Annotated in this window: 21 protein-coding genes, 1 tRNA gene and 1 pseudogene; 14 read left to right on the plus strand and 9 right to left on the minus strand. The window is 55.6% G+C overall.

Features of this window, described 5'->3' with window-relative positions; translation table 11 throughout:
• Positions 1-459 precede the first annotated feature (459 nt).
• Genes IEQ42_RS14195 through IEQ42_RS14210 form a run of 4 tightly spaced genes read left to right on the plus strand, consistent with a single transcriptional unit; the run spans position 460 to position 6,034 of the window.
• On the plus strand, positions 460-3,291 hold the full coding sequence (locus IEQ42_RS14195) for a xanthine dehydrogenase family protein molybdopterin-binding subunit (RefSeq protein ID WP_210703929.1): 2,832 nt from the start codon (positions 460-462) through the stop codon (positions 3,289-3,291).
• Complete coding sequence (locus tag IEQ42_RS14200) at positions 3,284-3,823, plus strand: (2Fe-2S)-binding protein (protein WP_042558620.1); 540 nt, start codon at positions 3,284-3,286, stop codon at positions 3,821-3,823. Before IEQ42_RS14195 ends, IEQ42_RS14200 begins: the two co-directional genes overlap by 8 nt.
• A gap of 2 nt (positions 3,824-3,825) precedes the next feature.
• Positions 3,826-5,061 carry a c-type cytochrome gene (locus IEQ42_RS14205; RefSeq protein WP_115147572.1) on the plus strand — a complete coding sequence of 412 codons (1,236 nt, stop codon included), beginning with the start codon at positions 3,826-3,828 and terminating at the stop codon, positions 5,059-5,061.
• A 1-nt stretch (position 5,062) separates the two neighbouring features.
• On the plus strand, positions 5,063-6,034 hold the full coding sequence (locus IEQ42_RS14210) for an XdhC family protein (protein WP_210703930.1): 972 nt from the start codon (positions 5,063-5,065) through the stop codon (positions 6,032-6,034).
• A gap of 82 nt (positions 6,035-6,116) precedes the next feature.
• Here IEQ42_RS14210 and IEQ42_RS14215 read toward each other — a convergent pair whose 3' ends face one another.
• Complete coding sequence (locus IEQ42_RS14215; protein ID WP_210703931.1) at positions 6,117-7,400, minus strand: NAD(P)/FAD-dependent oxidoreductase; 1,284 nt, start codon at positions 7,398-7,400, stop codon at positions 6,117-6,119.
• Positions 7,401-7,582: 182 nt separating this feature from the next.
• On the opposite strand from IEQ42_RS14215, the gene IEQ42_RS14220 reads away from it, so the two are divergent.
• A tRNA-Val gene (locus IEQ42_RS14220) sits at positions 7,583-7,659 on the plus strand.
• Between the two features lie 568 nt (positions 7,660-8,227).
• Here the strand turns inward: IEQ42_RS14220 and IEQ42_RS14225 are convergent.
• On the minus strand, positions 8,228-8,713 hold the full coding sequence (locus IEQ42_RS14225) for a hypothetical protein (protein ID WP_210703932.1): 486 nt from the start codon (positions 8,711-8,713) through the stop codon (positions 8,228-8,230).
• Positions 8,714-9,054: 341 nt separating this feature from the next.
• Between IEQ42_RS14225 and IEQ42_RS14230 the strand changes: the two genes are divergently transcribed.
• Positions 9,055-10,470: a P-loop ATPase, Sll1717 family gene (locus IEQ42_RS14230; protein WP_210703933.1), complete on the plus strand. Its 1,416-nt coding sequence runs from the start codon at positions 9,055-9,057 to the stop codon at positions 10,468-10,470.
• A gap of 234 nt (positions 10,471-10,704) precedes the next feature.
• On the opposite strand, the gene IEQ42_RS14235 is transcribed toward IEQ42_RS14230, so the two are convergent.
• The 3 genes and pseudogenes from IEQ42_RS14235 to IEQ42_RS14245 form a co-directional block, all read right to left on the minus strand.
• On the minus strand, positions 10,705-12,024 hold the full coding sequence (locus IEQ42_RS14235; protein ID WP_210703934.1) for an RES family NAD+ phosphorylase: 1,320 nt from the start codon (positions 12,022-12,024) through the stop codon (positions 10,705-10,707).
• Positions 12,025-12,494: 470 nt separating this feature from the next.
• A complete protein-coding gene (locus tag IEQ42_RS14240) occupies positions 12,495-12,677 on the minus strand; it encodes a site-specific integrase (protein ID WP_228731989.1) in 183 nt (60 codons plus the stop codon).
• 273 nt (positions 12,678-12,950) lie between these two features.
• Positions 12,951-13,556: pseudogene (locus tag IEQ42_RS14245) on the minus strand (tyrosine-type recombinase/integrase); the annotation flags it as partial.
• A 657-nt stretch (positions 13,557-14,213) separates the two neighbouring features.
• On the opposite strand from IEQ42_RS14245, the gene IEQ42_RS14250 reads away from it, so the two are divergent.
• Positions 14,214-14,669, plus strand: a complete 456-nt coding sequence (locus tag IEQ42_RS14250) for a DUF2214 family protein (RefSeq protein WP_210703935.1) — start codon at positions 14,214-14,216, stop codon at positions 14,667-14,669.
• Positions 14,670-14,891: 222 nt separating this feature from the next.
• Here the strand turns inward: IEQ42_RS14250 and csrA are convergent, their stop codons facing one another.
• Positions 14,892-15,086 carry a carbon storage regulator CsrA gene (csrA, locus tag IEQ42_RS14255; RefSeq protein ID WP_003179932.1) on the minus strand — a complete coding sequence of 65 codons (195 nt, stop codon included), beginning with the start codon at positions 15,084-15,086 and terminating at the stop codon, positions 14,892-14,894.
• A 250-nt stretch (positions 15,087-15,336) separates the two neighbouring features.
• Here csrA and IEQ42_RS14260 point away from each other — a divergent pair, with 250 nt between their 5' ends.
• Both IEQ42_RS14260 and IEQ42_RS14265 read left to right on the plus strand, forming a co-directional pair.
• A complete protein-coding gene (locus IEQ42_RS14260) occupies positions 15,337-15,705 on the plus strand; it encodes an SPOR domain-containing protein (RefSeq protein WP_210703936.1) in 369 nt (122 codons plus the stop codon).
• Positions 15,706-15,790: 85 nt separating this feature from the next.
• Positions 15,791-16,702, plus strand: coding sequence for a siderophore-interacting protein (locus IEQ42_RS14265; RefSeq protein ID WP_210703937.1), 912 nt, complete (start codon positions 15,791-15,793; stop codon positions 16,700-16,702).
• A gap of 51 nt (positions 16,703-16,753) precedes the next feature.
• Here the strand turns inward: IEQ42_RS14265 and IEQ42_RS14270 are convergent, their stop codons facing one another.
• The 3 genes from IEQ42_RS14270 to IEQ42_RS14280 all read right to left on the minus strand — a co-directional run bounded on the left by IEQ42_RS14270 (position 16,754) and on the right by IEQ42_RS14280 (position 19,012).
• Entirely contained in the window at positions 16,754-17,443 is a 690-nt protein-coding gene (locus IEQ42_RS14270; protein ID WP_210703938.1) for an endonuclease, read from the minus strand.
• A 4-nt stretch (positions 17,444-17,447) separates the two neighbouring features.
• The gene (locus tag IEQ42_RS14275) at positions 17,448-17,717 is read right to left on the minus strand and encodes a DUF1654 domain-containing protein (protein WP_371857356.1); all 270 of its coding nucleotides are present in this window, start codon (positions 17,715-17,717) and stop codon (positions 17,448-17,450) included.
• Positions 17,718-17,923: 206 nt separating this feature from the next.
• Positions 17,924-19,012, minus strand: a complete 1,089-nt coding sequence (locus IEQ42_RS14280) for an asparaginase (RefSeq protein WP_047300467.1) — start codon at positions 19,010-19,012, stop codon at positions 17,924-17,926.
• 348 nt (positions 19,013-19,360) lie between these two features.
• Between IEQ42_RS14280 and IEQ42_RS14285 the strand changes: the two genes are divergently transcribed.
• The 5 genes from IEQ42_RS14285 (at position 19,361) to IEQ42_RS14305 (ending at position 24,571) form a co-directional block, all read left to right on the plus strand.
• On the plus strand, positions 19,361-19,807 hold the full coding sequence (locus IEQ42_RS14285; RefSeq protein WP_210703940.1) for a hypothetical protein: 447 nt from the start codon (positions 19,361-19,363) through the stop codon (positions 19,805-19,807).
• Positions 19,808-20,008: 201 nt separating this feature from the next.
• Positions 20,009-20,965 (plus strand): sugar ABC transporter substrate-binding protein, encoded by a 957-nt coding sequence (locus IEQ42_RS14290; RefSeq protein WP_042558682.1) that lies wholly within the window; start codon positions 20,009-20,011, stop codon positions 20,963-20,965.
• 55 nt (positions 20,966-21,020) lie between these two features.
• Positions 21,021-22,574, plus strand: coding sequence for a sugar ABC transporter ATP-binding protein (locus tag IEQ42_RS14295; protein ID WP_210703941.1), 1,554 nt, complete (start codon positions 21,021-21,023; stop codon positions 22,572-22,574).
• The gene (locus tag IEQ42_RS14300) at positions 22,571-23,548 is read left to right on the plus strand and encodes an ABC transporter permease (RefSeq protein WP_042558684.1); all 978 of its coding nucleotides are present in this window, start codon (positions 22,571-22,573) and stop codon (positions 23,546-23,548) included. The genes IEQ42_RS14295 and IEQ42_RS14300 overlap by 4 nt, the downstream gene beginning before the upstream one ends.
• Before the next feature lie 3 nt (positions 23,549-23,551).
• The gene (locus IEQ42_RS14305; protein ID WP_210703942.1) at positions 23,552-24,571 is read left to right on the plus strand and encodes a LacI family DNA-binding transcriptional regulator; all 1,020 of its coding nucleotides are present in this window, start codon (positions 23,552-23,554) and stop codon (positions 24,569-24,571) included.
• The last annotated feature ends 21 nt before the right edge of the window (positions 24,572-24,592 follow it).

Below are 24,592 nucleotides of genomic sequence, written 5' to 3' on the forward strand. Positions count from 1 at the left end.
AGCCATTGGCTGATTCGGAATCGATAGCAAAGACCCTGGTCGAAAGACCGGGGTTTTTTGTGTCTGAAATTTGACCCTCCGCTTTTCTTCCTGCCTTCCACCATCCTGTGCCCGAAACAAATCCCTGTGGGAGCGAGCCTGCTCGCGAAGGCGTCAGCACATTCAAAATTTATATCCGCCGCAAGAACACTTTCGCGAGCAGGCTCGCGCCCACCTGGACATGCACAGTTATCTCTACGGGTTTGCTGCGCTGCCACGTCGCATTGATTTTTTGATTCTTTAGTCAGAATTATGTAACTGGTTGTTTGCTGCGAGCCAAGAAACCTTTAAAGTTAACCTTTCGGTCAGCTTTGCACTGTCAACACAGCTCTTTGCTCCGCCAGAAAGAGCTTCTGCAAGACTCGAGATTCCCAGTAGATAACCAGAAGGGCGGACATATAACCGCCCAGAGGATGATCCATGTCCAACCGTGAAATATCCCGGCGCTCATTCCTTCAGGGCGGGCTGGTAGCGGGCGTGAGCGTCACGCTCACGCCGCTCAGCAGTCAGGCGCTGGCTGCCTTGATGGAAAACAGCGTCACCGTGCCGTCCGAGAAGTGGCTCGGCAACAACGGTAAGGCGCGTCAGCGTAACGATGCACTGTCCAAGGTCTGCGGCAGCAAAGTGTTTGCCCGCGATATCCGATCCAGGGACATGCCGGGTTGGCCTGAGCAGCAGGGCCACGCCATGCTGCTGAAAACCATCAAGGCTGATCGCATCTATGCCGGCTACGACCTGTCGTGGCTTGGCGCAGACTTGCAACCGGATCGCATCGTTACCGCGGCTGACCTGGACAAGGACGGCATCGTCTTTCCGGAAGAGCACGCTCCGGATCCGCTGCTGCCGGAAGGCAAAGTGCCGATGTTCATCGGGCACCCGGTGGCAATCCTGATCTGGAACGATTTCGAGCGTTTCCGTCAGGCCAAGAACCAGCTCAAATTCAATGACAAGGCGATTCGTTACGGTGCTCAAGTGCCGTTCTACGAACGCGACCCCTACGGCAGCTTCCGCTATGTGCGTGTCGGTGGCCCGACCTCGGCCGATGAAGACGAATTCGCCAGCCTCAAGGATTCGATACTGTTCCCGATGCTGAAAAACCGTCGTCCGGTGTGGGATGCATCGCCCAATCTGCATGGCAACCTGACCGAGCGCGGGCTGTTCTACGCCGATCGCATGAAGAAAGAGATCGATACGCCGCCGGACAACTGGCTGGTGTTCGATGAGCGCTACAAGACTCCGTCGATCGAGCCGGCCGCCATGGAGCCGGACAACGGCAATGGCTGGTATGACCCGAAGACCAAAACCCTGCACTTCGTCGTGGCGACCCAGTGCCCGCTGGAAACGGCGACCGATACCGCGAAAATGATTGCACCTTCGCGCTTTGGCCTGGCCAACCTGAACATGCACCCGGGTTATACCGTGGGTTACGGCTCCAAAGACCACAACATCTTCGTTTACTACGCGGCCCTCGCTGCGCTGTACGGCGCCGGTGTGCCTGTGCGTCTGGCCAACGATCGTTACGAGCAGTTCCAGAGCGGTATCAAGCGTCACCCGTTCGACATCCGTTACCAATTGGCGGTGGACAAGAACGATTACAGCTTCAAGATTTTCCGCGCCGAAATGAGCGTCGACGGTGGTGGCCGGATCAACTACAGCCCGTCGGTAGCCGCAGTGGGTGCCACGGCAGCGCAGTCGATCTACTACATGCCGCAGAATGACCTGCAAGTTACCGCCTATCACTCGCGCGGTGTTGAGGCGGGTTCGATGCGCGGCTACGGCACCCTGCAAAGCATGGCGGCGACCGAAATGATGGTCGACGAAATCGCCAATCGCCTGGGTGTCGACGCGATCGACCTGCGTCGCAAAAATGCTCTGCGTTCCGGCATGAAAAATACCCAGGGTGCGATTCCGGCCGGCGCGCTGCGACTGCACGAGATTCTCGACAAGGCCTCAGTACACGAGGTCTGGAAAAACCGCGACGCGATCAAGAAACAGCGTGAAGCGGCAGACCCGGATAACTGGTATGGCGTTGGTTTTGCCATTTGCCAGAAAGACTTCGGCACCGGTTCCGAAGCACCGATGGCCAGCATCGAATTCACTGCCGACGGTCGTATTACCTTGCGACACATTGGCATTGAAATCGGCACCGGCATGTCCACATCGCAAGCTTTGGTCGTCGCCGATTTCCTCGGCAGCCCGGCACACGAAGTGAAGACTGGCGAAACCGAGTGGAAGGAAATGCAGCTGATCACCAGCGGCAACCCTTACACCATGAGCCAGGCCGAGCAGGACAACCTGCTGCGCAACCCGCGCTGGGTGGGCAAATTGGCCTCGGCGTCGTCCGCGACCAACTCCGCTTACTACTTCAGTCATGCCACCCGTGAAGCGGCGCGCGTGTTGTTCAATCACGGTCTGTGGCCGGCGGCGCTGGAGATCTGGCGTCAGGGTCCTTATGGCGGCCAGGCCAACCCTTACGTGGTGCGACGTGAAGACGCGCATTGGGTCGATGGCAAACTGACCGCCAACGGCATGCAGCCGCTGAGCTTCGAAGAGTTGGCCAAACGCGCTCACGAGCGTGGCTTGGTCACTGCGGCGACAGTTCACGGTTTCAACCGCTGGAGCTGGGCCGAGGCTGAGTACAGCATCGACGGCGTAAAAGAGCGTCTGCCACTCGATGGTCTGGCCGTGAAGTACGGCGACGGCGCACCGAAGGCCAAGCAAGCGTTGATGAGCACTGCCGGTTTCCACCTGCTGGATCGCCAGAACATCAACTACCCGGTTACCCAGCTGAACAACGCTGCCGTGACGTACTACAGCCCGGTCGCGACGCTGGTCGAGTTGAAGGTCAACAAAGGCTCGGCGGAAGTCGAAGTGCTCAATCACCATTCGTGGGTCGAGTGCGGACGTGTGCTGGTCGAAGAACTGGTCAAGGGGCAACTTGAGGGCGGTATCGCCATGGGCATCGGCCACGCATTGATGGAAGAAATGCCGCTGTACGAAGGTGGGCCGGGGGAGGGTGACTGGAACTTCAACCGTTACCGCTTGCCAATGGCGCGTCATGTTGCGGTGTGGAAACAGACGGCGGAAATTCTGCCGCCGCTGTCGCCAAGCGATCCGTCCAAAGGCATCGCCGAAGTGGTGATGATCCCGGTAGTCGGTGCCATCGGTAACGCCGTGGCGCACGCCATCGGAAAACGTGTTCGCAATCTGCCAATCACTGCTGCGCGCATCAAGGAGGCCCTCAATGGCTAACCGTCCGCTTCAACTGACCCTCAATGGTCAATCCGTCGGCCCGGTGGACATCCCTGATGACCTGCCGATGATCGACTACCTGCACGAATACAAGAATCTCACCGGCTCGCGCCTGGGCTGTGGTCAGGGTATCTGTCACGCCTGCGTCGTGATCGTCGACAACCCGGACGGCACCAGCGAAGAAGTGCGCACCTGCATCACCGGCGCGCATTACTTCGAAGGCAAGAAAGTCCGCACCATCGAAAGCCACGCCAAGCGTGACGAGGACGGTCAGGTCACTGAGCTGAACCCGATCCAGCAACGTTTCGTCGACGAATTCGCCTTCCAGTGCAGCTACTGCGCCCCTGGCTTCGTCAATGCCGCGACGGTGCTGGTGGAAAAGCTGCAACGCCAGCCGATCGTCAAAAGCCAACTGGAACAAGTCATCGAGGACAGCCTCGGTCATCACATCTGTCGTTGCACCGGGTACGTGCGTTACTACAACGCTACCCGCAACGTGCTGACCGATCTCGGCCTGGTCAAGGAGGGTTAAGCATGAAGCTTTTATTGACCCGCCTGACCCTGGCGGTCGGGCTGACTGCGCCGCTGTTGTTGGCGCACGCTGATGATCAGGTCAAGCGCGGCGAGTATCTTGCCCGCGCTGCCGACTGCGTGGCCTGCCACACAGCACCGGGTGGTGCGCCGTATGCGGGTGGCCTGCCGATCGTCTCGCCGTTCGGCACGATCTACGGCACCAACATCACGCCGAGTAAAGAGCACGGCATCGGTTTGTACAGCGATGAGGAGTTCTTCGCCGCGCTCACCGAAGGCAAGCGCCGCGACGGTGCGAATCTGTATCCGGCGATGCCGTACACCTCCTATCACCTGGTGCCGCGGGAAGATTCCGACGCGATTCATGCGTATCTGAAAACCGTCGAGCCCATCGAGCGTGCTGCACCGGTCACCAGCCTGAGCTTTCCGTTCAACGTCCGTCTGGGCCTGATGGGCTGGAACATGATGTACGGCAAAGATGTAAAGCTGGATTCGGGCGAAGGCAAAAGCCAAGCGTGGAAGCGCGGCCAATACATGGTCGACGTTCTCGGCCACTGCGGCGAATGCCATACGCCGCGCGGCCTGCCGGGCGCGATGCAGATGGACAAACGCATGACCGGCGGCATCCTCAACGGTTATCTGGCGCCGAGTCTACTGGCGACCGATCTGGCTGCTCGCGGCTGGAATCATCAGGACCTGAGCACGTTCCTCAAGCATGGTATGAGTGCGCAGGGCACGATGTTCAACGAGATGTTCCCGGTGTTCCACAACAGCACTCAGGGCCTGACCGATACCGATCTGGCTGCGATGGCCACGTTCCTGCTCGGTGATCAGCCGCCGGCAGCCAAAGCGCTGGTCGAAGTGCCAGTGGACAAACTGAGCGCGAGCGCCCAGCGTGGCCGTCAGGACTACTTGAACGTCTGCGCCGGATGTCACGCAGTCGGTGGCGAAGGCAAACCGCATATCGCGGTGGCCATGCGCGGCAACACCACGCTGCGTCTGGAAGATCCACGCAACTTGCTGCGCGTGATCGAGGATGGTATCGGCGAACAGAAGTTTTCCGGGTTCGAGCACATGCAGCCGATGCCGGGATTCGCCGACAAGCTCAGTCCTGAGCAGTTGACCGATCTTCTGAACTACCTGCGCCAAGGCTGGGGTGGTCAATCCGCTGAACTGGCAGTGAGCGAAGTGCAGAAGCTGCAAGCCGACGCTCCGACCATCGAGCACAAGGCGCACTGATATGCAGCATCTCGATCTGCAAGTGGTGCGCCGCGCGCTGGAGTGGTCGGTGGCGGGGCAGCGCATCTGGCTCTGCACCGTGCTGACTACCTACGGCTCGGCACCGCGTGCGCCGGGTTCGCTGCTGGCGGTGAATGAAGGTGGGCAGTGGATCGGGTCGCTGTCCGGCGGTTGCGTCGAGGAAGATTTTCTCGAGCGCGTCGCCGAAGGTGCGTTTCTCGATGCGGTCAATGTCGTGCGTTACGGTGAAGGCGACGATCCGCGCTCGCGGGTCAGCCTGCCCTGTGGTGGCATTCTCGATGTGCTGGTAGAGAAATTTGACGCCGACTGCGACGTCCAGGCGCATCTGCGCGAATTGGAGTCGGCGCTGCTCGGTCAGCGTCGATTGATTCGCGAGGTCGATCTGGCCAGCGGTGCGCGCAACCTGTTCGCTGATCGTGAGCAGGGTGCGCGTATCGAGCGGGAGATTGATCGGGTGCGGATCCGCATCGGTGCGGCGCAGCGTTTGTTGCTCGCCGGGTATTCCAGCGTGGCGCAGGCGTGCGCCGAGTTTGCGGTCGGCCTCGGTTTCGAAGTGATCCTCTGCGATCCGCGCGATGAAGTGCTCGAAGGCGTGGTGCTCAGTGGCGTGGAAATTCGTCGGCAACTGCCGTCGGTGTTCATTGCCGATGGCGGTTGCCATCGAGATACCGCGGTCGTGGCGCTGACCCATGACCCGCGCATCGACGATCTGGCGATGATGGAAGCGGTACGTACCGAAGCGTTCTACATCGGCGTGATGGGCTCGCTGCAGACTTCGCAGAAACGCTTCGAGCGTTTGCGTCGGATTGGCGGGCTGGGGGAGGGCGAGTTGGCACGGATACATGCACCGATCGGTCTTAACCTTGGCAGCAAGACGCCGGCGGAAATTGCGTTGGCGGTGCTGGCGGATATCTTGCGCATACGCAGTGGAATTGCTCGGGATCAGCTCTGATATTGAGTGGCAGATGTCATTGTGGCGAGAGAGCGTGCTCCCTCGCCACAGTTGCTTCTGAAGAATGACGCGGGGCGTTTGATCAGAAACCGTATTTGTCGCGCAACCCGTAATACCAGGCCCCCAGCGCTGCAAACGGCGTGCGCAGCAGTTGCCCTCCCGGGAACGGATAGTGCGGCAGATCAGCAAACGCATCGAAACGCTCCGCCTGACCACGCAATGCCTCGGCCAACACTTTGCCGGCCAGATGCGTGTACGTCACACCATGACCACTGCAACCCTGCGAGTAATAGATGTTGTCGCCCAGGCGTCCAACCTGCGGCAAGCGCGACAGGGTCAGCAGGAAGTTTCCGGTCCAGGCGTAATCAATCTTCACGTCCTTGAGCTGCGGGAACGCCTTGAGCATTTTCGGGCGGATGATCGCTTCGATGTTTGCCGGATCCCGTGCGCCATACACCACGCCGCCGCCGAAGATCAGGCGCTTGTCGCCCGTCAGGCGGTAGTAGTCGAGAAGGTAATTGCAGTCTTCGACACAGTAATCCTGTGGCAGCAGGGTTTTCGCCAGTTCATCGCCCAACGGTTCAGTAGTGATCACCTGAGTGCCGCACGGCATCGATTTGGCCGCCAGTTCCGGCACCAGATTGCCGAGGTAGGCGTTACCGGCGACGATGATGAACTTGGCCCTGACCTTGCCCTGGGGAGTATGAACCACTGGATTGGCACCGCGCTCGATACGCACGGCGGGCGATTGCTCATAGATAGCGCCGCCAAGCGATTCGACTGCTGCGGCTTCGCCTAGCGCAAGGTTTAGCGGGTGAATGTGGCCGCCACTCATGTCGAGCATGCCGCCGACGTATTGATCGCAGGCCACGACCTCACGAATACGACGTTGATCAAGCAATTCAAGCTGCGTATGGCCGAAGCGTTCCCACAGACGCTTTTGCGACTCCAGGTGGCCCATCTGCTTGGCTGACAGCGCCGCGAACACGCCGCCGTCCTTCAGATCGCACTGTATGTTGTACTTGGCGACGCGCTCGCGAATGATCCGGCTGCCTTCGAAGGCCATGTGGCCGAGCAGTTGCGCTTGCTTCGGGCCGACGGTGCGTTCGATCACATCGATGTCGCGGCTATAGCTGTTAACAATCTGACCGCCGTTGCGTCCCGATGCGCCGAAACCGACCTTGGCTGCTTCCAGCACGGTCACGCGAAAACCGCTCTCCAGCAGAAACAGGGCGGAGGACAACCCGGTATACCCGGCACCAATCACGCAGACATCCGTCTCCACATCATCCTGCAAGGCCGGACGAGCCGGTACGGCATTGGCCGACGCAGCGTAATAAGACTCTGGGTAAAGGGTGTTCGCCATCCTGCAGCCTCTGTTTAATATATTTTACGAGTGCGCCGATCCTACTCGAGTTGAAAAACCTCCGCCAGCCACTGAAAATCTCCGTTGCTGAGCGGAAATTAAATATTTTGCATATTCATAGGGTTAGGTGAAAAAAAGGTGTTGACACCCCTCCGGAATTCCGTAGAATGCCGCCTCACAGCAGGCACGTAGCTCAGTTGGTTAGAGCACCACCTTGACATGGTGGGGGTCGTTGGTTCGAGTCCAATCGCGCCTACCAAACAAAATCCGCTCTGCTGGGCGGTCTAGAAGGGCTCACCGAAAGGTGGGCCCTTTTTTGTTGTCTTGGATTTCTTCAGAACGTTCACAAAATATAGGGTTCATTCACACTGGGCAATGTGAACGCCTAAAAACCCTTTTCTGGGCTGCGATTCTTATGCATGTCGTGGGGGGGGCATTGTGTTCGATGTGGTTTGGTGAACGTGTGATGTGATAGCGGCCAGCCACAGCGGGAATACTGTGTGCCGGGGTGTGGCTGCTGGGGTCGCCTCCTATCTTTAAGTCCTTGATTATTCAAGGATTTATCAGCTTAAAAACTCGAAGTGTGACAGCGTGTAGGTACACATAGGTGGTGCACTGCGCTGGCAATCATGCCTTAACCGTTTTTAATCGCCAATCCAATACTTTACATAGGTGCGTTCGGATACTTGTGGCGCCTTGTGAAAAGCACGCAAGCCAGTATCCCTTAGGTTTATTGCGCGAATCCCCGTTGATCAAGCTCTCCAAGGCCGTACCGTTCCTGGATAGCACGTAATCACCGTGCCTACGGCTGTTACCTTCACCGGATTTCAAGCTGGGTTGCGGCGTTTTAACTCATCCGCACAAGCGAGGGCTTCTCGCAGAATGGCCGCGTTTTCAGCAAACGAATCAGGATCGTTCGTACCTTCATACAGACTGCCACCGGGCCCCGCATCTATGATGAAGCTGTCGGCATATTGGTAGAATTTCACCACAAGTTGAGCATCTTTTAGTTTCAGTGCTCCAAGCTTGGTTACGCTGTTGATGTAGATACGGCAGTAGTGCTCAGGTACTCTGACTCGAAACGTGGTGGTATCTCGCTGCTCTTCCTCTTTTTCGCGTAGTTCGTTGGCGGTTTCTTCAAGCTCCTCTACATACCGACGCGTAGTCGCTATCTCGCGTAATGCTAGAATTTCGGCAACCAACGCCACCTTTATCGCCTCGCGTTCGTGGTGTGTCCTCCATAGCCATGTTGCAACGGTTGCACAGATGGGAAGGGCGATGCCGAATAGCGTGATGATCTGTGAAACATCCATGTTATGGCTCTGCTGCTTTGATAGCCTGTATCCTATCTGGTAGGTAGGGCTTGCGTCTTCTTAAATGCTTACCTACAAACGCTTCCCAAGCTAGGGTTGGGTATGGCACATTGCTACGGCGTTACAATGTATCCATCCATGGTTGATGTATAGTTCAGTCAGTGAAAAGCCTTGAATGGTAGTACGCTCTGATCATATTTAGCTGCCTGAGTGTTCTCTTGGCGTTAAAGGCAGGGCAGGGGAAGGCGCCGGGTGGAGTAGAATCCGTAATTTATGAATAGCATTGGATGAGTCATAAAATGGCGAAAAGCGCGGTTTCAGGTATCCCCACCTTCTGAGAAGTGGCAGCTGAAGATGATGCCATTCTTGAGTATTTCGTTCAGACTGATTCTGTAAGTACAGTCGTTGACGGTAATAAGTTCCTGATTCTTGGTCGTAAGGGTTCTGGAAAAACTGCTTTGTTTCGCTATTTCAATAAAAAGCAGCCGCAAGGTAGCCTCTCGCTCGCATTGAATCTCCGGGGTTACCCTTGGGCAATGCACGCTAAGCGTGGTGATCCTGATGCCGCGACGGCTGAGCAATATGAGGCAAGCTGGAAATATGTGATTGTTACCGAGTTCGCACAAATGGTGTTGTCTAAGGTTACCGGCACCTCTGAGTGGACTAGCGAAGTTAAGAGTCTTCGTGCGTTCTTCCAAAAAAACTATGGTGGTACGAATGTAACCCTCGAAGACATTCTGCGGCCATCCTCGCTTGAGCTGTCAAAGACTTCTTTTGAGCCAACTATTCTTGGATGCAAGCTCTTATCGGTCAGCCTTGAACGAACTGGTTCTCAGTCTGGACTTTCACGCGAGCTGAACGCGTTGTCGGATGCTATATATGAAGCGGCTTCTTATGTTAGCCAGAGGGAACAGCTCGACAAGATTTTGATCCATTTCGATGAGCTTGATCAAGGGATGGTTGATTTCAATGAGCAGCGTCAGTTAATGCTCATCGGCCTTATATTGGCTTGTCGGAGTATTAATCAGCAGTCCATAAAAAGTGCCGTTAACGTTAAATCCATCGTGTATTTACGTACGGATATGTGGGAACGCTTGTCGTTTTCTGATAAGAATAAAATTACTATGACCAATCTGGCTGAGATCAAGTGGAATGAGCAGTCTCTCAAAAGCCTGCTTGATCTCCGAATCAATAAGTATATTCCTGGCGCCTCTTGGATTGATATATGTGATGATGATTTGATGCGTGGGCGACAGCCAAAGCTTACACACATTATAGCTCGGACTTTTGATCGCCCGCGTGACGTAATCAGTTTTATGAATACCTTGTTGGAAGTATCTACACCGCGGCGATCAGCTGCAGGCGAGTCTCAGCAGTTTACCAATAAAGATGTTGTGGCGGCTCGTCCTGACTATTCCAATTATCTGAAGGCTGAGCTTGATGACGAAATTAAACCCCATTGGCCAAGTTGGGATGAGGCGCTTCAAGTTATATCTGGTTTAGGAAAGCTTTCCTTCACTAAGGCTTCATTTGAAGCTGCTTATAATATAACACGCTTGGCTAAAAACTTCTCCAGCGAAGAAGCTATGGAGATACTATATGATTTCTCTGTAATTGGGACATATAGTGTGCAATCTGGATATGGGGGAAGTGAGTGGGTCTTTAGATATAAAGTGCGGAAGGCGAAGTGGGATGAGAATGCCAGCACTTTCAAACTGCACTTGGGTCTTAAAGAGCACGCTCGTGTTAATGAGTAGTGTCTCTGATTAATCAGATCGATTCGTTAACTGTCGATTGCCGTAGAGGTAGCAATCTCATTTCCATTCTCAGAAAACCACTTGGTCATCTCCTCGATAGCCGAAGCTAAGGCATATTGATTCTAGAGAACCAGCGTTAGTGCGTTTGCTGTGACTAAATTGGGTTTTGAAGCCTCTGGCATGGTTGTGCCCTTGAATTCAGCAAGACTGGTCTGTCAGGTGGCCGTGGAAATATTAATATTTGCGGAATGATACCCCATGGTCATAAGTATCATAACTGACCCCGGTGACTTCATGAATAGCTAGAGAGTCACGATCAAGTCGAAGTGCGGGAGGCAAAGCTTCGAAAGTTTGGATGAGATCCTCTTGGGGAGAAAGTGATTCATGAAGCGTGGGGCTGATCCAGGAGTCGTGCGATTCGTCATCGTACTCCCAGAGTTCAAAGTGTGATTTTCCTTTCTCGCTTTCGGCAGAAAAACAAACTAAGGAGCACTTCGCGAATAATATTACATTGCGGTCGATTGAGGCGTTCTTGTCCGTTTGACTAGACGAAAAAATAAGTCCATCAATGTTCAGTTTGGGATGAGTGGCTAAGAAGTCCGCTATTGCTTGAGTGATTAAATAGCCCTCGTCGGCGGCTTCAGGCATTATTGGCATAGTTAACTTATCTTCCAGCAATTGTAGGAATCTGTGGCGAGCCTCAAGCTCACGAGTCGCAGGATCAAACAAGCTAAGTTTTGAAGAAGGATCGATCTCCGATAGCTTCTTTAGATCAAGTAATCTAACATCTCTGGTAATGTTGAACGAACTGGTTACGACGTAACTTCCTACGGGTGGGCGGACCTCCGCAATCGCAATGTGTTTATGAGTCGCGCCATAGAAAACGGGGATTCCCTTAGCGTTCATCCTGCCCGCAGTTGCGAGTTCGCTTGGTGGCGGCCCAAGCGCCCGTTCAGGATGACTTAGCTCGCTTTGCATTTTTTTAGCGGACTGGAATACCCGCGCTCTAAATAAATTGTTGATTTGTTTGTTAGGGCCCGCAGTGATGATTGCGGAGGCGGCATTATCATCAAAAAGTGGAGAAAATATTTTTTCCAACGTTCCTGCTACAAGCGGGTTAACCAAGCGTGCTGTACTTTTCAGGCTTTTCTCCAAGCGTACCCACTCGTGGTTTAATTCAGTTGGGAGGTTCGAGTGACGAATAAAATAAGGGTCTTCTCCGAAACGATGTTCGTGTGAACTCCAATCGAACCACTCATCAGAAATGAGTTCCGCGAGTTCTGGTGTCGCGTCAGGCGAAATAAAGCTTTGGAGTATCTCTTCAAGTGTTTCGCCGTCTGGCGAGTAGTCATAAATCACTACTGCCGGGTTTTGGCTGCTGCATTCGTAGAAGTCGTCCAACATTTTTTCGAAAATAAATACAAATTCATCCAGCTCAACTGTGATTGACCTGCTGTCACAAAAATCGCATTCGCTGCCGGATACACCTGTTTCATTAATTAGCTTCTTCAGGTAGTTATCAATTACACATGAGGTACAGATTCTGGAGCTCATATAAATATATTCCTGGCGGGCCATGCCCACGGATTAAGTGCAGCATTTCTCTGGCAACATCAGATTACGCACAGACGTCGCATCTGCCTAGAGTCAAGGGCGACGCGGGGTGGTGGCGAAAATCCAATTAGTCAGAAGCAAACCCCACGGATGTCCGTTAGCAGTCGATTCGTGCCTGAGTCAGCGGCACCAATGGACAGTAACGGACATATGACTAAGCTCGCTGTTCAAGCGCGGTGCAACTCTGCTTTTTTCAATTTGTGCACTCGCATTTAGTGCAGATTTCGCATGAACCTGAGGCCGAGAATATCAGTCGGTGCTTTTGGGATGCTATATTTCCCGTAAGAATGGGGCGAGGTTAAGAGCCATTCCCGTGCCACGTCGCAGTCAGTGACTTAAATTGGGAAATATCACAGGCTCGAAAAAGCCGCCCGCAGGCGGCTGGTGTACGCGAGTGGGGCTTACAGCGCCTAGAACACAAACTCATGGTAAGTGGCGTTTACTTCAGCCTGTGTGATGCCAATGTAGGCCATCGTGACAGCCGGGCTGGAATGGTTCAGTACCTTGCAAATCTTCTCGATGGACACCCCGCCGTTGTACATCAGCCAGCCACGAGTCTTTCGCATCGAATGAGTACCAAGTTGCAGGCTCATTTCGTCGCCTACGGCCTTTGAAGGCGTTTGCTACAGCGATACGGCTTACCGCCTTGCCCTTAGCCCGATTGCTGTCCACCTCGAACAGGTAAGTGTGCGTGGGGTGTGGAGCCCTGCGGCGGCCTACGATGGTCTTAACAGAACTGTTCAGGTCAATGATGCGGGTCTTACCGGTCTTGCCTTCCTTGATCACCAGCTTGTCGCCTTGCACATCTTCGAAGGTAGGCTGAGTAGGTCACTGATACGAAGGGCAGTGTTGACCCCGAACCGCCAGATGCGTTCGTCAAGGTGCAGGCAGTCTTTTGTAAGCTTCAAGATCTCTGAGCGCCGCATAGCCGTCTCATAGGCTAGTTCGACAATCAGCTTCATGGCTGGGGATAGCTTTGCCAGAAGTCGTTCAAGCTCACCTGCACGGATTACCTTGTCGGACGACTTGTCGGGCTTGGGTAAAGCAATGTCAGTGACTGGATTATGGATGTCGATCAGTAAGCCGCGTTTGGCGAACCGGTAGAAGCGGGACATGAACGCAAGCTGCGTCCTGCAAGTGGAAGGCTTTACCTTCTTCAGCCGCATAATTTTGAAGTCGTTGATCATCTGCGGTGTGATTTCGTGGATGGGCTGAGTAAAGTACCTGCCCAGATGCTCTACGATTTTCAGTGCGTGGTCGTAGCTGCCTTTTCCCTTGAGCATGGTTTCGCAGTAGGTCATGCCCAGCGTATATATAGTGTGATGCTTTCGATCTACCGTTACGGCCTCGACCTGTCTCGCCCATGATTCTGCTTCGGCCTTCGTGCTGAAGGTTTTCGACTGGGGGGATTTGCCCTTAACCCGTACCTGAGCATTCCAGTTGCCGGATGGGAGTAAGCGGAAATTTGCCATTTTTGACGCCTCATGATGTGAATGGGCGTTCTGAGAAATCCAAGAGCAGCAGGGCTTGGAGCTTGCTCCTAGCAGACCTTGACATGGTGGGGGTCGTTGGTTCGAGTCCAATCGCGCCTACCAAACAAAATCCGCTCTGCTGGGCGGTCTAGAAGGGCTCACCGAAAGGTGGGCCCTTTTTTGTTGTCTGGGGTTTGAAACCTCTTGCAGAATCCTCGCTTCAGAACATCAATTCGGCAATCACCTCGACGTGCGCTTCCCTTCTCATCATTACCTTCTCTTTCCACATTGATTAGACGGCTTCAGAGCTGGTGCATAACGACAGCCATTCCTCCGCGTCAAATTCTCATTCCATAAAAATAGTGTGGATATTGAATGAGTTACGAGCTTTTTTAACCGACCGGTTATCGAAAAAATATTGTCGCTGAAGCGATTAATCAGTAATATCCGCTCCGCGTTCACCACCACGGTTTATGCATTTTTAATCCCAAGCTTCCATCAGCTGCTTGGGATTTTTTTTGCCTGAGATTTGGCTTTTGCAGCACGTCTCTATCGCGTTCCTCAGCTGCACGCCGGCGATGTGGTCCGGGCAAATCCCCACTTTTTGAACTACTACTGACTGGCCGATTTTCAACTCTTTTATAAAGGAGTGTGTCTGTGTTGGCTCACTGGTTTCTAGCGGCTATTCATCTAATGGCTTTTGCCTTGGGCTTTTGGGCAGTGCTGACGCGTGGAACGGCGTTCAGTCGTTTGGCGTCCGGCGCCGGGGAGGTCAGGCGCGTGTTGCTCGCCGATAATCTGTGGGGTATCTCTGCGTTGATTCTGTTGGTGACGGGCGGGATGCGTGCCTTTGGCGGGTATGAGAAAGGCACTGACTATTACCTTCATCAGCCACTGTTCCATCTGAAGATGACACTGTTCGTGCTCATTCTGCTGATAGAGCTCGCGCCGATGATCACGTTGGTCAAATGGCGCATTGCGTCAGCGCGCGGTGCGGCACTCGATACCGGGCGTGCGAAGTTGTACGCGCGAATCAGTCATGTCGAAGCGTTGTTGCTGATGCTGATGGTGGTTGCCGCCACTGGCATGGCGCGTGGAGTGACATTCGCTTAGGAGGGCGAATTCCCTGCGCTCTATCGGAATCGTCCGACAGCCAGCCTTTGGAATGGCCGGTAAGATCGAGCGGTAACAGGGGATAGGGAGAATGAATCGGAAGGGGGTTGGTGTGTCAGGCGCCGTGCCCAACAGAGTGGGGAGCGGGTGGCAATACGGCGCGTGTATCTCTAGCCAGTCATTGTGCTGGGCAAACGAACTGGCTACTGACTGCGATGCGGCTCAGGGTGTTTGTGGTTTGTCCGGAGCGGTCAGGCCAGCCTGAATGCGCTGGTAGATCTCTTCACGGTGCACCGCAACGTTCTTCGGAGCGTTGATGCCAATTCGTACTTGCTGGCCGCTAACGCCCAGGATGGTGATGGTGATGTCATCACCAATGTTTATGCTTTCACCGACTTTGCGGGTGAGTATCAGCATGGTCTTCTCCTTGATTGCTTTGTAGGGCACCTGATTCAGACAGTGCAGAGGTCGGTGGTACGTATAGATTAGTGCGAAGTCTCACAGTTTGGGTGCCTCTTTCTGACGCGCAGATGCGGCATTAATTCCCAGGGCGTAACTATACAGAGGCTGCAATCATCAATCTCGTTGTTTCGTGCCCATTTTGCGGGGCTCGCGAAGTATTTATGAATGGTAAGATCGTCGCTTTGAGATTTCCGAGGAAACCGTTGTGCGCAAATTGGTCTGGATAGTCGCGGCACTGGCATTGGCAGGATGTGGTGAAGGCAAGAGTGTAGACGCGCAAGAGCCGAAAACGGCGGTCGCGACTGCTCCTGCGGTCGCCTCTGCTCCACAGTGGGATCTCGAGGTGCGCGGCGAAACGCCTCAGGCTGTCAGTGATCTGAGCGGCTGGCTGATCGAGCATGCGTTTGTTCCGACGGTAATCAAGGACAGCAGCGGCAAAGTGCGAATTCTGATTGGCCCTTTCAACTCCAAGGCTGAGGCCGAAGCTCGGCAGGTACAGGTCGATGCGGCATTGGCAAAGGCCAAAAAACGGAATATCGAATCGGTGGTGATCGAGCATCCGATCCAGCCGTAACATTGTTTTCAGCGGAGCAACTTAAAGGGTGTCGGATGCGATTCGTCTTATACGAGTCACTTACGATTTCTTCAAGGAGCTCCGCATGGCCTCCGCCAATCCCTACAAGCTCTTCAGTGCTGTGCTGCAGCGTAAAACCCGGTTGAGCCCGCACTTGATGCGGATCACCTTTGCCGGTCCTGAAATTGCCAGCATGGCCACCTGGGCGCCCGATCAGCGGGTCAAACTCTTTTTCCCTGCCGCAGATGGTTCTCCTGCAAATCTTGCGCAGGAGGAGGGTTGGTATGCGCGTTTCCGCTCGATGTTGGCAAGTCGCCGCCCGGCGATGCGTACTTACACGATTCGTCATCTGCGAACAGAGCAAGGTGAGGTCGACATTGATTTCGTCCTGCACGGTGAGACAGGACCGGCTTCGCGTTGGGCGTTGCGAGCGCAGCCGGGCGAGTCGATGCAAATCCTTGCGCCTGACAACCGTTTCTCTGCGAAGGAAGCCGGAGGGTTCGAGTGGCGGCCGCCGCAGGCTCTCAAGCAAGTATTGCTGGTTGCTGACTCGACGGCGTTGCCGGCAGCCATGGGCATTCTTGATGAGTTGGCTGCTCTTGCCGATCCACCCCAGACGCAAGCTTTCTTCGAAGTCGACAGTGCACAAGACATGCTTTCAGTGCCTGACTGGCCGGGGCTTACAGTTCAATGGCTGATCCGTGAGCAGGCAGATGCGACAGTCGTCGGGATGTTGATGGTTGAGGCGGTGCGGCAGGCGACTTTGCCCATTCATGCTTCGTCAGCGAGTCAGGCCATCGAACTCGCTGAGGTCGATGTTGATAAAGATACTCTTTGGGAAATCGCCAATACGGCGCAAGAGGGATTTTATGGCTGGATCGCCGGCGAAAGTGCGGCTGTCATGAGCTTGCGCAAATACCTTGTCAAGGACTGCGGGATCCCTCGTGAATCGCTCAACCTGATGGGGTATTGGCGCTACAACAAGCCTGGCGGCTAGCCACAAAAAAGGCCTCGAACATAACGTTCGAGGCCTTTTTTTGTGCTGCGATCAGCCGCAGGCTTTCATGCTCACCGGTCCGACAAACTCGTTGCCGCGCCCCATCACGCACGCCACGCTCTGATTGCGCTGGCGTTCCCAGTCTTGCACCGGGTAGGTCTTGTCCCACGCCTCATATAACTGCCGATCCTGTTTCGACAGACGCAAGCCGTATTGCTTGCTCATGTAGAAATAAGTGCGGGCAATCATGCCGCGAATTGAAGGGCGGGGCATGACCTTCTTGGCCTTGAAGTCGACCTGGGTCAGGCAAGAGCCGTACTGGCCGGATTGCACCGGCAGCCAGCCATAGCTGAAATTGCTGCGATCGCCATTCACCTCGCCAATGCTCGGTACCAGGTTATGCAGGTCGGCTTCGGCCTTCTGGTAGATCGGGTCGTAGCGTGTGCAGTTCTTGCGTCCGCCTTCCTGCCAGCATTGGCGCTGATGGCCAAACTGCCAGGCGGGCACAATGTGCTCCCATTCGATACGTGACGCGCGCTTGGCATTTTTGCGCGGAACGTAACCGCAGGCTTTCAAATCAACCCGGTTGCCGGTGTATTTGCAGCCGCAATAGAACTCGGTGGACTGCGGTGCGTACAGCTTCCAGGCGACCTTCTTGGCTTCGGAAAATGTGCGAGGTGCGCCCGCCTGGGCGCCCATGGCGATGAACAGCAAGAGCAAAGCAAAACAGCGGACAATCATTGAATCAATCTTCCTTCGGCACAACCCAAAAAATCTGCACGCCGCCATCGTCGCGGTAGGCGAGGGTAACGTTGTCGTTCTCGTCGATTTCCTCGAGCAGGCGCTCCCAGTCATCCACCGGCTCGTCCGGCAGGCGGAAAATCAGTGCGGCTTTGGCTTTCTGTGCGGTGGGGGAATTGATGATTTTTTGAACGCGCATACCCATGCGTTCATAAGCGTCAGGAGCATCAGGGGAGGTGGCCACGAGGTTATCCTTATTAAGCTGTACGTGCATACAGTATTTAACTGTAAGCATTTTCGCAACTGCTTAAAATTCAAGAAAATCCTCTGACAGCGCTTTTCCGATTTTGGTGTAGGGCAAGTCGAATTTTTTGCGGGGAAGATGCACGCGTGGTCGTAGGCGACGCACCACTCGCCAATCCGGCGAGTGGTGAGTGGTGAGAAGATTGCCCTATCAAGAGTTGATCGGGCGAAGGTCAATCAGTATTCCCAGAACATCCGTTGCAGCTCTTTGCTGTCATTGGTTTTGGTCAGTGCGACCATCGCCAGGATGCGGGCTTTTTGCGGGTTCAGGTCGTGAGCGACGACCCAGTCGTACTTGTCGTCAGGTTGTTCGGCGTTGCGCAGAACGAAGCCGCCAGCGTTGACGTGGGACGAACGGATGATCTGCACGCCATCTTTGCGCAGGGCTTGCAGTGAAGGGACTACGCGCGAGGACACCGAGCCGTTACCAGTGCCAGCGTGGATGATGGCTTTGGCGCCGGATTGGGCGAGTGCCTTGTAGGCGGTATCGCTCACGTTGCCGTAGGAATAGGCGATTTCTACGTCAGGCAGGCTCTTGATGTTTTTGATGTCGAACTCGGAATCCATGGTGTGACGCTTAGCTGGCAAGCGGAACCAGTAGGATTTGCCTTCAACCACCATGCCCATTGGGCCCCAGGCACTTTTAAAGGCCTCGGTCTTGATGTTGATCGTTTTGCTCACGTCACGACCGGACTGGATTTCATCGTTCATGGTCACCAGTACGCCTTTGCCGCGAGCTTCTTTGCTGCTGGCCACCGCGACGGCGTTGTACAGGTTGAGCATGCCATCAGCGGACATGGCGGTACCCGGACGCATCGAGCCGACGACGATAATCGGCTTGTCTGTCTTCTCTACCAGGTTAAGAAAGTAAGCGGTTTCTTCCAGCGTGTCGGTGCCGTGGGTGATGACGATGCCGTCGACATCTTTGCTGTCAGCCAGTTCGGCGACGCGACGCCCCAATTGCAGCAAGTTGTCGTTAGTGATGCTTTCCGAGGCGATCTGCATGACTTGTTCGCCACGCACATTGGCCAGTTTGCTCAATTCAGGAATGCCGGCAATCAGTTGCTCGACGCCGACTTTGGCCGCCTGGTAAGTGGCGCTGTTGGCGGCGCTGGCGCCAGCCCCGGCAATAGTGCCGCCGGTGGCGAGGACCACGACGTTGGCGAGTTTGGTCTGGGTTTCGACTTCTTTTGCCTGAAGCGCAGTCGGCAGTAGCAGGAGGAGGGCCAAAGCGCCCGGGACGAAGGTGTTGAAAGCAGATTTCATTATTTTTCTCTCTAGTAGTGAGACGGTGCTGATGCAGGTTCATCTAGATGCGCCCCGAGCTGATCTGGATGCCGGGGTGCGGTGTAGGGAGCAGGATCTGTACCAGCCGTACTTTGCGTTAGAGAAATGTTTAACCTTATGATTTACATCAGTATTTTGTGATTTTAGAAAGAGCGCCTGGCATCGGGTATCCGGGTTTCCGAACAATGCGGGGCTTCATGTTCGGCTCTCCGAAAAGGACTACTGCTTCTGTCGAACGAATCGGGTTGCCGTATCTGGAATAGGTGCTAAAGAAACCTTTGCGCTGGCCGATGCGTGTTCAGGGAAACTAAAATTTAGGGAGTTCTCATGTCACTGACGATCGGTTTATCAAATCCCGCTGCTGTCACCATCGGCGGCAAAACCGCTGCGACGATCAATGCATTGAGTGAAGCGGAAGCGGACGCTTCTGCCGAGGCGCTGGGCATCGAGAAAGAAGAGAGCAATCAGGTCAGAACCGGTGGTCCCGCGCAAGAAGACAGCAAGGCTGAAAGCGGCGACAACCTGAGCATCACAGTCAAAATGCTGCTGAAGCGGATGCAGGAATTGCAGAAGCAACTCCAGGAACAGCAACAGCAATTGGCTGCGGCACAAGCTCAGAGCTATCCGACTCCGGAGGCCAAATCGCAGGCTGTCATGTCCATTCAGGGGCAGATAGCGCAAACCAGCGGCGCGATGGCGGAAGTAGCGGGCGCGCTGGTCAAGGAAATGTCCAAGAGTTCCACCAGTGGCAATCTGGTCAGTACCACCGCATAGATAGCAAAGGGGCGAGTCGAATGATTCGTCCTACGATAAATGGTGATTTCCGATTGTTGACAAATCGTGGCCAGGTTCGCATAGTTCGATCTACGCAAACGTTTGCGCGGCTTCCCCTAGGTACAGCTCCATCGGTGGAAGCACTGTAGCTTACGCCAGCGCAAACGTTGCTCAAAATAATCATAAGATCGGAGTGAACCCATGAAGCTGCCATTTGCTGGACGTCTTCTTGCTGTCGCTATGCTGGCTGCCACAGCCGCTGCATTACCCGTCTCTTCGGCGTTCGCCGAATCCCCGGAAAAACCCAAAGTCGCACTGGTCATGAAATCCCTGGCCAACGAATTCTTCCTGACCATGGAAGATGGCGCCAAAGCCTACCAAAAAGAACACTCCGCCGATTTCGACCTGATCTCCAATGGCATCAAGGACGAGACCGACACCGCAGGCCAGACGCGCATCGTCGAGCAAATGATTCTGGCCAAGGTCAATGCCCTGGTCATCGCGCCTTCTGACTCCAAGGCCATGGTGCCGGTGATCAAGAAAGCCGTCGATGCCGGTATTACCGTGATCAACATCGACAACCAGCTCGATCCGCAAATTGTCAAAAGCAAAAACATCAGCGTGCCATTCGTAGGCCCGGACAACCGCAAAGGTGCGCGTCTGGTAGGCGAATATCTGGCCAAACAGCTGAAGGCCGGTGACGAAGTGGGCATCATTGAAGGCGTGTCCACGACGACCAATGCTCAGCAGCGTACCGCTGGCTTCAAGGATGCGATGGAGGCGGCGCAGATCAAGGTGGTTTCCCTGCAGTCCGGTGACTGGGAGATCGATAAAGGCAACAAGGTTGCCGCGTCGATTCTCAGTGAGTACCCGGATGTCAAAGCGTTGCTGGCCGGTAATGACAGCATGGCCGTCGGTGCCGTTTCCGCCGTGCGTGCTGCAGGCAAGGCAGGCAAGGTGCAGGTTGTAGGCTACGACAATATCAATGCCATCAAGCCAATGCTGAAGGACGGTCGTGTACTGGCGACTGCGGATCAGTATGCCGCCAAACAAGCGGTGTTCGGTATCGAGACCGCGCTGAAAATCATCAAAGGCGAGAAGGTCGACAGCGGTACCAATGGCGTGATTGAAACACCGGTCGAACTGGTCACCAAGTAAGTCCTCTGGCGATACAACGGCGCTCGCCCGACCGGGCGAGCGCATGGAGATTTTTATGTCAGTTTCCGCTCCGAACGCTGTCCTCTCGGTCAGCGGTATCGGTAAGACCTATGCGCAACCGGTGCTCACGGGCATCGATTTGACGCTGATGCGCGGTGAAGTACTGGCGCTGACCGGCGAGAATGGCGCCGGTAAAAGCACCCTGTCGAAGATCATTGGTGGTCTGGTTACCCCGACCACTGGCCAGATGCAGTTCCAGGGCAAGGACTATCGCCCAGGCAGCCGTACCCAGGCTGAAGATCTTGGCGTGCGCATGGTCATGCAAGAACTCAATCTTTTGCCGACATTGTCGGTGGCGGAAAACCTGTTTCTCGATAACCTGCCGAGCAACGGCGGCTGGATCAGCCGCAAGCAATTACGTAAGGCAGCCATCGAAGCCATGGCGCAGGTAGGGCTCGATGCGATCGACCCGGACACCCTGGTCGGCGAATTGGGCATCGGGCATCAGCAGATGGTCGAAATCGCCCGCAACCTGATCGGCGATTGCCATGTGCTGATTCTCGACGAACCGACCGCGATGCTCACGGCGCGTGAAGTCGAAATGCTTTTCGAGCAGATCACTCGCCTACAGGCGCGCGGCGTCTCGATCATCTACATATCCCACCGCCTCGAAGAGTTGGCCCGCGTGGCGCAGCGCATTGCTGTGCTGCGTGATGGCAACCTGGTGTGCGTCGAGCCGATGGCCAATTACAACAGCGAGCAACTGGTCACGCTGATGGTCGGGCGCGAACTGGGCGAACACATCGACATGGGCCCGCGCAACATCGGTGCCCCGGCGTTGACGGTCACAGGTCTGACTCGTTCCGACAAGGTGCGCGACGTCTCGTTCGAAGTGCGTGGGGGGGAGATCTACGGGATTTCCGGTCTGATCGGAGCAGGGCGCACCGAACTGCTGCGGCTGATTTTTGGTGCCGACGTCGCTGACAGCGGCACGATTGCACTGGGCTCGCCAGCGCGAGTGGTGAGCGTACGTTCGCCGGTCGATGCCGTGCGCAATGGCATTGCGTTGATCACCGAAGATCGCAAAGGCGAAGGTTTGCTGCTGAGCCAATCGATCAGCGCCAACATTGCCTTGGGCAACATGCCGGAAATTTCCAGTGGTGGTTTCGTCAACAACGGCGACGAAATCTCACTGGCGCAACGACAGATCGACGCGATGCGCATCCGCAGCTCGAGCCCGACACAGTTGGTTTCGGAACTGTCCGGTGGTAACCAGCAAAAGGTCGTGATCGGTCGCTGGCTGGAGCGTGATTGTTCGGTGCTGCTGTTCGATGAACCGACTCGTGGCATCGACGTCGGTGCCAAGTTCGACATCTATGCCTTGCTCGGTGAGCTGACGCGCCAGGGCAAAGCGCTGGTGGTAGTGTCCAGTGACCTGCGTGAATTGATGCTGATCTGCGACCGGATCGGTGTGTTGTCGGCGGGGCGTCTGATCGAGACCTTTGAGCGCGACAGCTGGACCCAGGATGATTTGCTTGCTGCCGCGTTTGCCGGCTACCAAAAACGTGATGCGTTGCTCAACGAAGCGGCGCCTAGGGATCTCCCATGAAAACTGCATCTCCTGCCAGCAAGCGTAGTGGCAACTTTTACGGACTGGGCACCTATCTGGGGCTGGCCGGCGCACTGCTGGCGATGATTGCGCTGTTCTCGGTCTTGAGCAGCCACTTTCTGTCCTATAACACTTTCAGTACGCTGGCCAACCAGATTCCCGACCTGATGGTGCTGGCCGTCGGCATGACCTTCGTGTTGATCATTGGCGGTATTGATCTGTCGGTGGGCTCGGTGCTGGCGCTCGCAGCATCAACGGTCAGTGTGGCCATGCTCGGTTGGGGTTGGAGCGTGTTGCCGGCGGCGTTGCTCGGAATGGCGGTCGCGGCATTGGCGGGCACCGTCACGGGTTCGATTACCGTGGCCTGGCGCATTCCTTCGTTCATCGTCTCTCTCGGTGTGCTGGAAATGGCCCGTGGCCTGGCTTACCAGATGACCGGCTCGCGCACGGCTTATATTGGGGATTCGTTCGCCTGGTTGTCGAACCCGATCGCTTTCGGTATTTCACCGTCGTTTATCATTGCCTTGCTGGTGATTTTTATTGCGCAGGCGGTTCTGACGCGCACGGTGTTCGGTCGTTACCTGATCGGTATCGGTACCAACGAGGAAGCGGTGCGGCTGGCGGGGATCAATCCAAAACCCTACAAGATTCTGGTGTTCAGCCTGATGGGCTTGCTGGCCGGTGTCGCCGCGCTGTTCCAGATTTCTCGACTGGAAGCAGCGGACCCGAATGCGGGCTCCGGTCTGGAGCTGCAAGTGATTGCCGCGGTGGTGATCGGCGGCACCAGCCTGATGGGTGGGCGCGGTTCGGTCATCAGCACTTTCTTCGGCGTCCTGATCATTTCCGTACTGGCGGCCGGTCTGGCGCAGATCGGTGCCAGCGAGCCGACCAAGCGCATCATCACCGGTGCGGTGATTGTGATCGCGGTCGTGCTCGATACCTATCGCAGCCAACGCGCCAGTCGGCGGGCTTGAAACATGGCGACAATCAAGGATGTGGCGGCGCTCGCGGGGATTTCCTACACGACGGTGTCTCACGTGGTGAACAACACACGACCGGTCAGTAAGGAGGTCCGGTTGAAAGTCGAGGCGGCCATCAAGAGTCTCGATTACGTGCCGAGTGCGGTGGCGCGCTCGCTGAAGGCCAAAACCACTGCAACCATTGGCTTGCTGGTGCCCAACAGTCTCAACCCGTACTTCGCCGAGTTGGCGCGGGGCATTGAGGATTACTGCGAGCGTAATGGCTACTGTGTGATTCTCTGCAACTCCGATGACAACCCGCAAAAGCAGCGCAGCTACTTGCGTGTCTTGCTGGAAAAACGCGTCGACGGCTTGATCGTCGCGTCGGCCGGCGGTGACAGTGGTCTGGCGCAGGGGCTGACCGGGGTAAAGACGCCAATGGTGATTGTCGACCGTGGACTGGACGGCGTGGATGCCGATCTGGTGCGCATCGACCATGAGTACGGCGCTTACCTCGCCACCCGTCATCTGTTGGAGCTTGGCCACCGCGATATCGCGACCATTGGCGGCCCTGCGAGCACCAGCGTGGCGCAAATGCGTCAGGCCGGTTTTTGCCGGGCGCTGAAAGAGGCGGGCATCGCAGTGTCGCCAGCGCGCATGCTCGAGAGCGATTTCACCAGCACCGGCGGTTACAACGCAGCGACGACGCTGCTTGCGAGCGAGCCGCCGAGCGCGATTTTTGCCGGGAACGACATGATTGGCATCGGGGTGCTGCGAGCGGCGGCTGAACGCAAGGTGCGAGTGCCGAGCGAGCTGTCGGTGATCGGCTTCGACGATATCCAGATGAGCCGTTACGTGTACCCGGCCCTGACCACCGTCGGCCAGTCGATCCTGCAACTGGGCGAGATGGCGGCTGAAGTGCTGCTGCGAAGGATTGCTACCCCAGGCCTGGTCACTGATCAACGGATCGTGACCCCGAGCATTGTCTTGCGCGAATCGACTGCGCCGCTGTCCGGCGTGTTCACCGAATACCGCTGAAACCGAATTGACGAGTAGTGA

The organism is Pseudomonas iridis (assembly GCF_017980685.1).
In the GTDB taxonomy this organism is placed as follows: Bacteria; Pseudomonadota; Gammaproteobacteria; order Pseudomonadales; family Pseudomonadaceae; genus Aquipseudomonas; species Aquipseudomonas iridis.

Excerpts from the sequence above, each read along its gene's own strand:
- IEQ42_RS14195 (WP_210703929.1), top strand. The coding sequence starts at position 460 with ATGTCCAACCGTGAAATATCCCGGCGCTCATTCCTTCAGGGCGGGCTG.
- IEQ42_RS14200 (WP_042558620.1), top strand. The coding sequence starts at position 3,284 with ATGGCTAACCGTCCGCTTCAACTGACCCTCAATGGTCAATCCGTCGGC.
- IEQ42_RS14205 (WP_115147572.1), top strand. The coding sequence starts at position 3,826 with ATGAAGCTTTTATTGACCCGCCTGACCCTGGCGGTCGGGCTGACTGCG.
- IEQ42_RS14210 (WP_210703930.1), top strand. The coding sequence starts at position 5,063 with ATGCAGCATCTCGATCTGCAAGTGGTGCGCCGCGCGCTGGAGTGGTCG.
- IEQ42_RS14215 (WP_210703931.1), bottom strand. The coding sequence starts at position 7,400 with ATGGCGAACACCCTTTACCCAGAGTCTTATTACGCTGCGTCGGCCAAT.
- IEQ42_RS14225 (WP_210703932.1), bottom strand. The coding sequence starts at position 8,713 with ATGGATGTTTCACAGATCATCACGCTATTCGGCATCGCCCTTCCCATC.
- IEQ42_RS14235 (WP_210703934.1), bottom strand. The coding sequence starts at position 12,024 with ATGAGCTCCAGAATCTGTACCTCATGTGTAATTGATAACTACCTGAAG.
- IEQ42_RS14240 (WP_228731989.1), bottom strand. The coding sequence starts at position 12,677 with ATGAGCCTGCAACTTGGTACTCATTCGATGCGAAAGACTCGTGGCTGG.
- csrA (WP_003179932.1), bottom strand. The coding sequence starts at position 15,086 with ATGCTGATACTCACCCGCAAAGTCGGTGAAAGCATAAACATTGGTGAT.
- IEQ42_RS14265 (WP_210703937.1), top strand. The coding sequence starts at position 15,791 with ATGGCCTCCGCCAATCCCTACAAGCTCTTCAGTGCTGTGCTGCAGCGT.
- IEQ42_RS14270 (WP_210703938.1), bottom strand. The coding sequence starts at position 17,443 with ATGATTGTCCGCTGTTTTGCTTTGCTCTTGCTGTTCATCGCCATGGGC.
- IEQ42_RS14275 (WP_371857356.1), bottom strand. The coding sequence starts at position 17,717 with ATGCACGTACAGCTTAATAAGGATAACCTCGTGGCCACCTCCCCTGAT.
- IEQ42_RS14280 (WP_047300467.1), bottom strand. The coding sequence starts at position 19,012 with ATGAAATCTGCTTTCAACACCTTCGTCCCGGGCGCTTTGGCCCTCCTC.
- IEQ42_RS14285 (WP_210703940.1), top strand. The coding sequence starts at position 19,361 with ATGTCACTGACGATCGGTTTATCAAATCCCGCTGCTGTCACCATCGGC.
- IEQ42_RS14290 (WP_042558682.1), top strand. The coding sequence starts at position 20,009 with ATGAAGCTGCCATTTGCTGGACGTCTTCTTGCTGTCGCTATGCTGGCT.
- IEQ42_RS14295 (WP_210703941.1), top strand. The coding sequence starts at position 21,021 with ATGTCAGTTTCCGCTCCGAACGCTGTCCTCTCGGTCAGCGGTATCGGT.
- IEQ42_RS14300 (WP_042558684.1), top strand. The coding sequence starts at position 22,571 with ATGAAAACTGCATCTCCTGCCAGCAAGCGTAGTGGCAACTTTTACGGA.
- IEQ42_RS14305 (WP_210703942.1), top strand. The coding sequence starts at position 23,552 with ATGGCGACAATCAAGGATGTGGCGGCGCTCGCGGGGATTTCCTACACG.